Source organism: Gemmatimonadaceae bacterium (genome assembly GCA_019752115.1).
Lineage (GTDB): Bacteria > Gemmatimonadota > Gemmatimonadetes > Gemmatimonadales > Gemmatimonadaceae > Gemmatimonas.
In genome coordinates this window covers 1-12,988 of record JAIEMN010000062.1, presented here as the reverse complement: position 1 = coordinate 12,988, position 12,988 = coordinate 1, and the positions used below count along the sequence as shown (strand labels likewise).

The 12,988-nt window shown below is 69.8% G+C and carries 8 protein-coding genes; 6 read left to right on the top strand and 2 right to left on the bottom strand.

Features of this window, described 5'->3' with window-relative positions; translation table 11 throughout:
* Positions 1–4 precede the first annotated feature (4 nt).
* Positions 5–2,611: a serine/threonine protein kinase gene (locus K2R93_20055; GenBank protein MBY0492145.1), complete on the bottom strand. Its 2,607-nt coding sequence runs from the start codon at positions 2,609–2,611 to the stop codon at positions 5–7.
* Between the two features lie 105 nt (positions 2,612–2,716).
* Positions 2,717–3,289: a sigma-70 family RNA polymerase sigma factor gene (locus K2R93_20050; protein MBY0492144.1), complete on the bottom strand. Its 573-nt coding sequence runs from the start codon at positions 3,287–3,289 to the stop codon at positions 2,717–2,719.
* Between the two features lie 186 nt (positions 3,290–3,475).
* On the opposite strand from K2R93_20050, the gene K2R93_20045 reads away from it, so the two are divergent.
* The 6 genes from K2R93_20045 to aroF are packed head-to-tail and all read left to right on the top strand — an operon-like array spanning position 3,476 to position 12,824.
* Positions 3,476–4,975, top strand: a complete 1,500-nt coding sequence (locus K2R93_20045; GenBank protein MBY0492143.1) for an SPOR domain-containing protein — start codon at positions 3,476–3,478, stop codon at positions 4,973–4,975.
* Complete coding sequence (locus K2R93_20040; protein ID MBY0492142.1) at positions 4,972–6,339, top strand: hypothetical protein; 1,368 nt, start codon at positions 4,972–4,974, stop codon at positions 6,337–6,339. Before K2R93_20045 ends, K2R93_20040 begins: the two co-directional genes overlap by 4 nt.
* Positions 6,340–9,942, top strand: coding sequence for a chromosome segregation protein SMC (smc, locus tag K2R93_20035; protein MBY0492141.1), 3,603 nt, complete (start codon positions 6,340–6,342; stop codon positions 9,940–9,942).
* A 5-nt stretch (positions 9,943–9,947) separates the two neighbouring features.
* The gene (locus tag K2R93_20030; GenBank protein MBY0492140.1) at positions 9,948–10,988 is read left to right on the top strand and encodes a hypothetical protein; all 1,041 of its coding nucleotides are present in this window, start codon (positions 9,948–9,950) and stop codon (positions 10,986–10,988) included.
* A 27-nt stretch (positions 10,989–11,015) separates the two neighbouring features.
* A complete protein-coding gene (locus K2R93_20025) occupies positions 11,016–11,774 on the top strand; it encodes a ribonuclease Z (GenBank protein MBY0492139.1) in 759 nt (252 codons plus the stop codon).
* A 21-nt stretch (positions 11,775–11,795) separates the two neighbouring features.
* Complete coding sequence (gene aroF / locus K2R93_20020; GenBank protein MBY0492138.1) at positions 11,796–12,824, top strand: 3-deoxy-7-phosphoheptulonate synthase; 1,029 nt, start codon at positions 11,796–11,798, stop codon at positions 12,822–12,824.
* The last annotated feature ends 164 nt before the right edge of the window (positions 12,825–12,988 follow it).

The following is a 12,988-nucleotide window of genomic DNA, read 5'->3' as shown; positions in this document are numbered from 1 at the left end:
CGCGTTACCGGCTAGGCAGATCAGGGCACCCCTTCCAGTCACCGCCCGGCGTACAGGGCGGAATGGCCGCGCGCTGCTGCACGCGCTGCCGCAGGCTGTCGGCCTCGGTGGTGCGCCCGAGCGCCTGCAGTGCGTTGTACTCCACCCGGCGGAGTAACGGTAACACGCTGTGCAGATCCGGCGCGGGCTCCACCCAGCGCCGCCCTTCTTCAACGGTGCGCAGCGCCTCGTCGAACTGCCCGGTCGCGACCTGAGCGCGACCAAGGTACCAGGCCGCGAAACCGATGTAGAGCGGCGCGGCTACCGCACGCAGGCGTTGCATGGTCACCTGTCCCTGATCCAACAGCATCGCCGTGTCGCGACGCGCCAGGGCGTCATCGATGATCGTCCCGGCATAGACCGCCAGCTCACCGGCCGACACGAGCGGCTGCGCGGCGAGCGCCGCCCGCAGTGCCTGCACCGCGGTGCGTCGCGCCAGCGTGTCCCCCGCCACGTTGGCCAGATACGCCTCCCGGTACGCGTAGGCCGCGCGCAGCGAGGCCGACGTGTCGCGTGTCGGCGGGACCTTGTCGCGCAGCCGCTCAAGCGCCTGTTGGGCGGCCTGCGTCCGCCCCAGCACGACCAAGGCCTCGAACTCGGCCGAGAGTGCCTGATTCTGCTCGTTGGTGCCGTCCAGCCCGAGGGAGTCGGCCAACCGCAGCACGGCGCGGGCGCGATTGAGATAGTCCCGGGGATCGCGGCGAATCCAACTGGACGCATACATGCGCATCGATTCGGCCCGCAGTGAGCGCATGCTGCGCGCCTGCCCACGTTCATCGATGAGCACCTGGGCGGCCAACGAGTCGGCCTCGTGGACGCGCCCCAGCTGCATCGCCCGCGAGGCGCGCAGCAAGGACACCCGCGCCGCCAACTCGCGATCCTCGGGATGGGCCTGCGCGATCGCCTCCGCATGGCGCAACGCGTCGGCAATCGCCGGGGGGCCCGCGTACTCGAGCTGCTGCGCCGCCCACTCCAGACTGGCGCGCGCATACTCTACACTGGCTCGCCCGTACCCGATCGCCGCCAGCCGTTGCGCCGAATCCAGGACGGGCAACGCCCGATCGACGCGCTGCTGCGTCACGAGATTGGCCCCAATGGCCGTGTAGAGCCGCGCGCGAATGCGGGGATCGTCGGCAAACTCGCGCGGGATGCGAACGAGCGCACTGTCGAGGAGCTGCGCCACCGTCCCATTCGGTGCCAGACGTACCAGCGGGTCGTACGAGGTGGCATTCGAGCCCGTCACGAGCCCCGACAGGAAGGTGGTGGCCCGCTCCGCGCGCCGCGCCTCGGCGCGCGCGGCCCGTGCCTGCTGCCAGGTGATCAGCGCCGCCGAGAGCAGCGCCACCGACGTCACCCCCACCGCGGCACTGAGCGCGCGCCGACGACGAACGAAGGACCACAGGCGATAGGCCGTGCTGTCGGGCCGGGCAAGCACGCGATCGCGGCGCAGGAAGCGGCGCACATCGTCGCTCAGCGCTTCCACACTCGCGTAGCGACGCGCGGGCTCCGGCCGCAGCGCCATGCCGGCGATGGCGTCGAGTTCTCCACGCAGCGCGTTCGAGAGGCGAGCGGCGCTCGGGAAGCCACGCCGCCGCGCCACGGCGTCGCCGCCGCGCGCCGCGATGACACTGGGCGCGCGCGCCGGTTGCTGGCGCAGCGCGAGGACCTGCTCGACCGACAGCCCCGTCGGCACGTCGCGCGGCGGCGCGCCGGCGAGCAGCAGCGTCAGAATGCCACCGAGGGCATAGATGTCGGTGGCCGTGGAGATCGGGGCCTGCTCGAGCTGTTCGGGGGCCGCATACGCTGCCGTGAAGGGCGAGAGGCCAGCGCCGGTCAGCGTCCCATCGGTAGCCTCGGCGGCGAGCAGCTTGGCCACGCCGAAGTCGAGCAGCTTCACCGTGCCATCGCCATTCACGAGAATGTTCGAGGGCTTGAGATCGCGATGCACCACGAGTCGCTGATGGGCATGATGCACGGCGGCGCAGACTTGCCGGAACAGATCGAGGCGCGCCGGCAGGTCGAGCGCCCGGGCGTCGCACCACACGTCGAGGGGCGTGCCCTCCACGAACTCCATGGCAAGCCACGGCGTACCTTCAGTGGTGCTGCCGCCGTCGAGCAGTTGCGCGATGTTCGGATGCTGCAACGCGGCGAGAATCTGGCGTTCCGAGCGAAAGCGTTGCAGCAGCACCTCGCTGTCGGCCCCGCGCCAGAGCGTCTTGATGGCCACGCGTTGCCGGTAAGCATCGTCCACACGCTCGGCTTCGTAGACCGCGCCCATGCCCCCGCGCCCCACCAATCGCATGACCTGAAAGGCCCCGAGGCGGCGCCCGACCATCGACGGCGCGCGGTCGCCGGCAGCAGCGGGGAAGCCGAGCAATTCGTGCGCGGCCCGATCCAGCTGCGGTTCGGCGGTGTCGTCGAGATCGAGCATCGACTCGAGCGTTTGCCGTGCGGCGTCGGAGAGCGGCGCGGCCGCGATGCGGGCCCGCCGCTCCGGTTCGGCCAGCGCTTCCACCTCGCGCCAGCAGGCCTTGAGGGCCGCCCACTCCTGCGGGGTGAGCGATGTGGTCACACCGCCCCCATCGGGGCCAGCGCGCCGAGACGATGAGCAGGCATGCCGTATACGCGCAGCCGGGCAAGCGACTCCCTCATCGTCGAGGCGCTCATGCCAGCGCGCTCACGCGCTGCGCAGGCGATGCTGCAGCCAGCGACGGGCCAGCGTCCATTCGCGGCTCACCGTCGCCGCCGAGATCCCGATCACATCCGCGATTTCGTCGAGCGAGAGCCCCACGAAGAACTTGAGCTCCACGACCTGCGCCTGACGGGGGTCCATGCGTTCCAGCTCGCCGAGGGCCTCGTGGACATCGAGGACCGCCTGCGCGTCCGGGCCGTCGTCGAGGGCCAGCGGGCCGGCGTCGTCGAGCCGGACGGTGCTGCCGCGGTCCCGGCGCTCGGCGGTGCCACGACGCGCATGGTCCACGAGCACGCGCCGCATCATCTGCGCGGCGATGCCGAAGAAGTGGGAGCGGTTGCGCCACGGTGTGTCCTGCCCGAGCAGGCGCAGATAGGCCTCGTGGACCAGCGCGGTAGGCTGCAGGGTGTGATCGCCCCGCTCGCGGCCCAGATAGACGGCCGCGAGCTGCCGGAGCTCATCGTAGACCACGGCAGCCGCCTCGTCCTGCGCACCCGGCACACCCTCCTGGGCAGCGCGCAGCAGCGCCGTCAGCGACGGGCCGATCGATTCGGGCACAGGCGCGGAGTGGCTCACGCTGCCAATATGAGATTCGGTGAAGGTTGCGTCATCTTTTCCCGTATCGAGAATACCGAGAAGATGAGCACGGGTGCGGCAACTGCCGCCGGGACGGGCGGTTGGACCATCACGCCTCCGGTTTTGCAACCCCTCCCTCCCCCTGCCCGGGGCGGGTACTTTACCCCCGTGCGCACGCTCCTCGCGTCGGCGCTGTTGGCTCTCGCGTGCGGCGGTCTCGTCGGCTGTGCCGATCGTTCGTCACACCCCTCCGGAGCCGGCGCCCCTCCCGTAATTCCTGGTGGCCCCGACCCCATCGTCCTCCGCGTGCCACGCGGCGGCGGCGTGTTGACGGCTGCTCGCTACCCCGCCCTCGACTCTACCGTCTGGCGGTCGCAATCGCGCGTGCCGGCCCTCGCGCGTGTCATCGCCTTCGGATCCGAAGACGGCTATCTCGCGGCCGTGGATACCGTCGGCGCGCCTGTCCGCGTGGACCTTCGCGTGGGCTCCGTGACGACCTCGCGTGAAGACACCGTGGTGTCGGTCTCGTCGGCCGACGGCGGCGCGATTTACGCCCTCACGCAGCGCGGCGAATTGACGCGCTACACGCCGAGTGGCGGCGACTGGCGCTTCACGCCCCCCCTGCCCGCGCATGCGCTCTACGCGCAGGCCGACGGCTCGCTGATCATCGCCGGTGCCAAGGGCGATCGGGCGATCGTGTGGCGCGTGCGTCCCCCCAATCAGGCCGTCGCCGACAGCCTCTCCTTCGACATTGGCGGCGACGCCAAGACGCTCCCGACGTCACTCGCCCGCACCGCCGGCGCGGTGGGCGATCGCGTGTTCTTCGGTGGCAACGAAGAAGTGGTCGCCGTGCGCTCGCGCGATCTCGGCAAGGCGCTCGAGGTGGATCTCGGCGACCCGGTGCGCGCCATCGCGGCGACGCCCAGCGGCGATCGCCTCTTCGTGGCACTCGACGGCGATGAGTCCATTCGGATTGTGGATCGCTTCGAGGAAGGGGTGAAGGGGAAGATCGCGCTCCCCGGCCCGGCGCGTGCGTTGCGCATGGATCCGATGGGGCGCGTGTTGCTGGCGCAGGGCGGTGGTGACTCCGTCTATGTGGTAAGCCTGGGGAGCGATGAGGTGATCGGCGTGCTGCGCACCGCGTGGCGCCAGGATCTGCCGCTCGTCATGGCCGACGCCAGCATCGCCTACGAACGCGGTGAGGATGTCGTGCTGGCGCATCCCACCACGCTGGCCGACATGCGCACCGTGACCGGAGGCGCGCGCGACTTCTGGTACACGCTGCGGTGGAATGGCTTCCGCCCGCGGGCGGCGGGCCTTGATCAGCCCGTGCAGTTCCGCACGAGTGCACCGCGTGACTCATCGGATCTGATGCCGAGCGCCGACAGTGGCGCGGCGGCGGCGCCGCCGCACGACTCCAGTGCCGCCGGCGCGCCAAAGGACGCCGTGTTCACCGTAAGCTTCGCCGCGGTCCTCGATGAGAAGCAGGCGAAGGCCGTCGCTGCGCGCATCAAGGTCGATGGTCAGGTGCCGCGCATCACGACCTCCGAACGCGCCGGCAAAACCTTGTATCGTGTTGTGCTGGGCCCGTACCCGTCACGCGCCGAAGCCGAGCGTGTGGGGCGTGCATCGGGCCAGAGTTACTGGATTTTCGAGGGAGCCCCATGACCGCGCCTGGATTGCCGCCCGAGCCGTGGGAGCTCGAGGGACGCCGCCTCGCGCCGCTGCTCGACAACGTCTACGCGGTGGTGATCGCCGCAAGCGATCCGCGCGTGGCCGTGCAGGTGGCCCTTGGTGTGGCGCGCATGCAGAGCGCGCGTCGCCGTGTGGCCATTGCCGATCTGATCGGTGAATCGCCAGCCATCGAATCGCTGCTGACCGGTGATGATCCGCATGGCATCGCCGACAGCTTCTTGTACGGCGTGTCGCTGAACAAGATCGCGCGCCCGATGCTCGGCGCCGACAACATCTTCCTCATGCCCTCCGGCACCGAGCCGGTGGATCATGAGGGCGTCTACGCCAATGATCGCTGGCGCCGCCTGGCGGCGGGCTTCCATCAGGTCGGTGCGCTGCTCGTCGTGGTGGCGCGCCCGACCGCCGGCGGCTTTGCGGATCTCTGCGGCTACATCGGCACGCTCATGCCGGTGGGCGAGTGGGCATTCCCCACCCCCGTCGGCGTACCGCTCATCGCGCCGCCACCGCCACCGCAGCCACCGGCCGATCGCATCGTCACGCCCAAGCCGCAGTCGGTGAAGGCGCGGGAAAGCGCCTCCAAGGACGAATCGAGCCGTACGCGCAATCTCATCGCACTCGTGCTGCTGCTCGCCGCCGTGGCCGTGGGGGTTGGCGCGTTCTGGCCGCAGATCAAGGCGCGCATTCCGGCCGGGCTCATGGGCGGCGAACCCGCCGCCGACAGCAGCACCATGCTGGTCCCGCCGACCAAGATGGATTCGGTGCCGCGCACCGACAGCGCCAAGGCGGGCGACAGTACCACCACACCCGCCGCGGGGGATACCACCACGCGGCCGTCCGTCGCCGCGCCGACGGTGGAGAACCCGGCCGACTCGCTCGCCGCGGCGCGCTTTGCCGTGTACTTCGCGACCGCGAACACGCGCACGGCCGCGCTCCCCGACGACAAGGTCATGGCGCTCGAAGCGCTCGCCCTTTCACCGGTACTCGAAGGCGCGGAACTCTGGTACCGCGTCACCGTGGGCGCGCACGCCAGCAAGAGCGAGGCGGAAGCGCTGCTCGTCAAGATGCGCAGCCAGAAGCTCATCTCGGCCGGCAGCATCGTCACGGTGCCCTTCGCGCTTCGGCTCGAAAGCAACGTGTCCACCGCGTTGGCACCGGTCCGGCTGGGGGCGCTCAAGGCGCGGGGCATCGTCGCCTACGCGCTCCGCCAGCCGAGTGGGAATGCGAACATCTACACCGGAGCCTTTGAGACTCCGGCGCAAGCGGTGCCGCTTGCGGATTCCTTGCGCGCCACCGGCGTGGCGCCTGTGCTTGTCTATCGAACGGGGAGAGCGTTCTAAGTGCGTCTCACGAAGCTCGAAGTACACGGCTTCAAGGCCTTCGCGGACCATCTCGAGTTCGTCTTCGAGAAAGGCGTGACGGCCATCGTCGGCCCCAATGGGTCCGGCAAGTCGAACGTCTCCGATGCGGTGCGCTGGGTGCTCGGCGAGCAGCGTGCCCGGGCGATGCGCGGCGCCAAGATGGAAGACGTCATCTTCCACGGTTCATCGGCCCGCAAGGCGGTGAACATGGCGGAAGTGTCGCTCCACTTCGACAACACCGAAGGCGAGCTGCCGATTCCGTTCAAGGAAGTCGTGATCACGCGGCGCCTGCTGCGCTCGGGGGAGAGCGAGTATCTGCTCAACCGCGCGCCCTGCCGCCTGCGCGACATTCAGGACCTCGTGCGCGGCACGGGCCTGGGCGCCGACTCGGGCGTCGTGATCGAATCGAAGATGATCGACGCGCTGCTCTCCGATCGCCCGGATGAGCGCCGTGAGCTCTTCGAGGAAGCCGCGGGGGTGGGTCTCTATCGCGATCGCCGCCGCAGCGCCGAACGCCGGCTCGAGGAGACGACCACCGACCTCGCGCGCCTCGATGACCTCATCAACGAAGTGCAGAGCCAGGTGCGTTCGCTGGCGCGTCAGCGCCGTCGTGCCGAGCGGCATGCCGAACTGACGAGCCGTCGTTTCCAGGTCGAGATTTCGCTTGCGGTGCGCGAGATGGCCGCATGGAAGGACGAACTCGAAGCGCTCGATGGGCGCCTGGCCGAATTGCAGGCCGACGTGCCGGGCGCCGAAGAAGCCATCGCCGCCGCCGAGGCGCAGCGCGAAGAGGCGCATGCGGCGCGCGCCACGGCCGATGCGACTCGCCAGGAAGTCGCCCGCCTCGCCGCCGAGCAGCGCAACCGCACGCAGATGCTCGAGCGCGAGCTGGCCGTGGCCGAAGAGCGTCAGCGCAGCACGTCGCAGCGGAAGCAGCGCGCCGAGCAGGAGCGCATCGAGAACGAAGCGTTTGGCCGTCGCCTGCGTGAAGATCGCGAACGCGCGGCCACCGATCGCTCCACGCTCGAGCGCGAGCTCAGCGAGGCCGGCGAAGCGCTGCAGCAGCGTCTGGCCGCCGAGCAGCTGGCGCGCGAAGGGGTGCAGCAGGCGCGTGCCGCGCTGGAGCAGCTCGAACGTCAGGTGCGCGAGCATCGCGACCAGGCGCGTCGTATCGAGATGGATCGCGACAGCGCCGCGCGCGAGCAGGGCGACACGCAGCAGCGCATGGAAGTGCTCGAGATCGAGCGCCAGAACCTCGCCGATGCGCGGGATGCGATCGAGCGCGAGCTGATCCAGGCGCGCGAAGCCGTTTCGGTGGCGCACGCCGCCGCGCAGGATGCCCTGCAGGCGCTCGAAGGGGCGCGGCTGGCGGCCGCCACGGCGCGCACGGCCGACGCCGAGTCGCGTTCGGCGCTCGCCAGCGCGGTCGAAGAGCGCACGGCGCTCGAAGGCCGCATGAATGCCCTCGCGGCGCTCGAGCGTGAGCGCGTGGGCCTCGCCCCCTCCAGCGCCAAGCTGCTGCGCGAAAAGGAGCGCTTTGGCGACGGGGCCGTGCTCGGCCCGCTCACCGACTTCCTCTCCGCCGACGGCGATGCCGCGCGACTCGTGGAGCGCTACCTCGGCGCCACGATGCACGCGATCGTGGTGCGCGATGCCGACGTGGCGAGTGCGGTCCGCCGCTGGCACACCGAAACGCAGCCCGGCCCCCTGCTCCTCCTGCCGCTCGATGTGGTCACGGAGCTCGGTGCCGATACCGACGCGCTGGCCGGCTCGGTGCAGTCGAGCGGCGCGGCGAGCCGCTGGGTGCGCGCGCTCCTCGGCAAGGTGCGGGCGCTCGATGGCGGTGAGGCGTTCATCGACGAGCGCGGCGCCGTCTTCCTTCCGGGTACGGCGACGGGCCCGGGGCCGCTCCAGCGTCGTGCGGAGCTGAACCGCCTCGAAACCGATCTCGCCGCGGCCGACGAGCGCCGCGCCGCGGCCGCCGCCACCGCCGAAGCCGCGCGCCTCGCGCTCGGCGAGGCCGAGCGGGCGCAGCAGGCCGCGATGGATGCGCATACGCGCGCGCAGCAGGAATCGCGGCGGGCCCTCGAAGTGCAGCAGGAAGTCGAACGGCGTCGCGAGCGCTCCGAGCGGGAGCTCGCGCAGTCGAACGCGCTCGCCGAGAAGCTGGTGAGCCGCCTCGAGGAGCTCGAGCAGCGCACGCGCCAGCTCGCGCAGCAGGCCGAAGCGCTGCATGCGCGCGCCGGCGAAGCCGACGGCGACATCAGCATGGCCCGCGAGTCGCTCAGCGTCGCCGAACGGGAGCAGGAACAGGCCCGCGAAGCGCGGGCGACGTGGCAGGTGGCGCAGGCCCAGGCGCAGGCGCGTCTGAGCGTCGCGATCGACCGCGAGAAGCGTCTGGAAGAAGAAGACTCCACGGCCGCGGCGCGTATCGAGTCGCTGGCCAAGGAACTCTCTACGCTGTCCGACGCCGACCAGCAGCTGGCGCAGCAGCTCGATGGCTGGCGCGCCGAGTTGGAGACGGAGCAGAAGAACCTCGCCGATGCCGACGCACGTCTCGCCGAAGCCGAGCGGGCCATGCAGGCGGCCACTGCCGCGAGTGATGCGGTGGAAGGCGTGCTCGATGAAGCGCGGAAGCGCGCCGCGTCGCTGGGAGAGCAGCTGCACGGGGCGCAGCTCCGGCATACGGAGCTCGCCGGCCGCCGGTCGGCCATTCGGGAGCGTCTCGAAACCGAATGGCGCCGGTCGCTCGAAGACCTGCTCACCGGCTTCGAGGAGCTCGACCTCGAGACCGATGCGCTCCGCACCGAAGCGAAGACACTGCGCGAGTCGCTGGACGAGCTTGGGCCGGTGAATCCGCTGGCCATTGAAGAGCACGAGGAAGAGCAGCGCCGCCTCGAGTTCCTCACCAGCCAGCGCAACGACCTCGTGAACGCCAAGCAGTCGCTGCATCAGGCCATTCGCGAGATCGACAGCACGGCGCGCGAGCTCTTCCTCGCCACGTTTGCGCAGGTGCGCGAGAACTTCCGCCAGATCTTCCTGCGCATGTTCGGCGGTGGCGAGTGCGATCTGCGGCTCGAGAACCCCGATGCGCCGCTCGATTGCGACATCGAAGTTCACGCGTCGCCGCGCGGCAAGAAGACGCAGCGCATTCACCTGCTCTCGAGCGGTGAGCGCGCGCTCGTCGCCCTGTCGCTGCTCTTCGGCATCTTCCTCACCAAGCCGAGCCCGTTCTGCCTCATGGACGAAGTGGACGCGCCGCTCGACGACCAGAACATCGGACGCTTCGTGAAGATGCTCAACGACTTCAAGTCGCGGACGCAGTTCATCGTCATCACGCACAATCCGCGCACGACGTCGGAAGCCGCCGATGCGGTGTACGGCGTGACGATGCAGGAGCCGGGCGTGTCGAGCATCGTGAGTGTGCGGCTGCGCAACGGCCCGTCGGTCGATGACGAAGGCACGACGCCGGACACCGAGGCGCCGAGTGAGCCGATGGATCCCGAAACCGTCGCCGAGGCGGTGGCCGAAGCCGTGGCCGAGGGCGCGAGCGACGGCGGCACCGACGAGGCGACGTCCTGATCCGCGTGGAGCGCGTTCGCGCCGCCTGCCTGGCGGTGGTGCTCGCGCTCACCGCGGCGGCGGGCGCACGCGAGGTGCGTGCGCAATCGGTGACCGTGAGCGCGCCCGCGGGCGCCACGCTCGCGAGTGCCACCCCGACGTGGCAGGTGCGCGCCACCGGATTCGTCGCGCAGCTGCCACTGCAGGTCACCCTGCAGGTGGGCCTGGCCCCGGATTTTTCGAGCCTCGCTGTGGACAGCACCTTCACCACGAGCGATACGCTCCTCAGCATCACGACGTCCAAACCCCTGCCCAGCGAGGCACAGGTGTGGTGGCGCGTGCGCGTGCGCGGCACGGCCGGGCAGTTGGTGGAGTCGGCCCCCGGTGGTCCGCGCTCGGTGCCCACGTGGCTCGCGCTGAACACCCCGAATTCACCGTCGGGAAACAGCTTCGACATTCGTCGCCCGCTCTTCGTCTGGCGCAGCGCGCCCGTGGCCGCCACGGTCGGCCCGTGGGGCTACGATCTCGAAATCACGTCGAACGGACGGGCCGAGGTCTCTGTGTCCGGACTGCGCGACACGACGTATCGCCCGACGGTCGATCTGCAGGCGAATACGAGCTATCGCTGGAACGTGCGGGCGACGCTCAAGGGCGGTGAGTCGGTACGCGTGTACTCGCAGGGATCGTTCGTCATCACCGATCCGCCGCTGCCGACGAACACGGTGTTGTATCAGAACTTCCCGAACCCGTTTCCGTCGCCGACGGCGTTTTCGACCTGCTTCTGGTTCGATGTGGGAAGCCCCGGCGCCCGCATCAGCCTCGACGTGCGCGACCTGCGCGGAAATCTGGTGCGCACCATCGTGCCAGGGAGCGACGGGACGTCGCAGTTCGAGGCGGGGCGCTATGGTCGTGGCGCTCCCGGTGCGTCGAGCAATTGCGACAACCGCTACGTGTGGGACGGTACGGCGAATGACGGCCGCACCGTGGCGCCCGGCGTGTATCTGGCGCGCTTCAGCGCGAACAACGGCGCGCCCACCTTTCGCAAGATCGTCTTCCGCGGTCGCTGAGCGACCCGGACCCTCCCTGCCCTGTTCATGCGACTGACCACCATCGGCACCGGTACGGCCGCGCCCCATCCGTCGCGGGTCTCGGCGGCCCATCTGGTCGAGGCGGGGGAAATCCGCATGCTGCTCGACTGCGGTAGCGGCGCCGTACATCGCATGGCCCACTTGGGCGTCTCGTGGGGCGGCATCACGCACGTGGCGCTCACGCACTTTCACACCGACCACATCAGCGACCTCCCATTGCTGCTGATGGGGTGGCGTTGGGGGCAGCTTCCGCCGCGCAGCGAGCCGGTGACGATCTACGGCCCGCCGGGCACGGGCGCGCTGCTGGAGCGCATGGCGGCGGTCTACGGCCCCTGGCTGCTCGCCCCCGGGTTTCCGCTCACCGTGCGGGATATCGCGCCCGACGAGGTGATTCGGCTCCCCGGCGGCGTCTCGATGGCGGCGACGGCGGTACCGCACACGGCTGAGAGCGTGGCATATTCCATCAGTGAGGGATCAACGCGCCTCGTGTATACCGGTGACACCGGGGAGAGCGAGGCGTTGGGCGACTGGGCCGCTGGCTGCGACCTGCTGCTCGCCGAGTGCTCCCTGCCTGATGCCATGGCCATCCGCGACCATCTGACGCCGCGGCAGGTCGGGCAGCTGGCGGCCCGAGCCCGCGCGAAGCGGCTCGTGCTGACGCATTTCTATCCGCCGGTCGAAGCCGTGGACATTCAGGCTGAGGTCGCGGAGCACTATGCCGGCCCCACCGTGCTCGCGCACGACGGCTGGTCCATCGCTTTCTAAGCAGTCTTCCGAGGACGTGCCATGCTGGTCGTGATGTCGCCCAACGCCACTCAGCCAGACATCGATCGTGTCTGCGATGAGATCGTGCGGCAGGGCTTCAAGCCCCTCCCCATGCCGGGCGAAGTCCGCACGGCGATCGGTCTCCTTGGTGACGACGCCAAGGTGGACTGGTCCTACATCGAGGGGCTGCCAGGCGTCGCCAGCGTGCTCATCGTGCAGAAGCCGTATCGGCAGGCCGCACGGGAGTGGAAGACGGAGCAGACGATCGTGGAGATCGCGCCCGGCGTGCGCTTCGGCGGCACCGACGTGCCGATCGTTGCCGGCCCGTGCTCGGTCGAGACCGAAGAACAGATCCTCACCGCCGCCCGTCAGGTGCGCGCCTCCGGCGCTGCCGCCTTGCGCGGTGGGGCCTTCAAGCCGCGCTCGAGCCCGTACGCCTTCCAGGGCCTCGGCAAGCGCGGCCTCGAGCTGCTGGCCCTCGCCCGCCAGGAAACGGGGCTCGCCATCGTCACCGAAGCGATGGACGAACGCGGCGCCGATCTGGTCGCTGAGTATGCGGACTGCATCCAGCTCGGCGCGCGCAACATGCAGAACTACTCGCTGCTGCGTCATGTGGGGAAGCTCGGCAAGCCGGTGCTCCTCAAGCGCGGCATGGCGGCGACGATCAACGACCTGCTGCTCTCCGCCGAGTACGTCCTCGCGGAAGGCAACCCGAATGTGATCCTGTGTGAGCGCGGCGTGCGCACGTTCGACAGCGCAACGCGCAATCTGTTCGACCTCACGGCCATTCCGGTGGTGCAGAAGCTCTCGCACCTTCCCATCGTGGCCGACCCGAGCCACGGCACCGGGCTCCGCGACAAGGTGACGCCAATGGCCCGCGCCGCCGTCGCCGCCGGTGCCGACGGCATCCTGGTGGAAGTGCATCCGACGCCCGACAAGGCGCTGTCGGACGGCGCGCAGTCGCTGTATCCGGAGCAGTTCACCGAGCTCGTCAAGCAACTCCGCACCATCGCCTCGGCGATTGGCCGGTCGGTCACGGAGCTGGCGTGAGTGTGGGGCTTTAACTGATCCCATCCGAGCCATTCGAGGCGTCCAAGCCATCCAAGGGACACGTCCCGGATGGCTCGGACGCCTCGAATGCCTTCTATGAGAAAGGCCAACTAGTCAAGGCCACCGTGGTGGCCTCGCGGCTGGGTCCTGCGCGAGAATCGGTG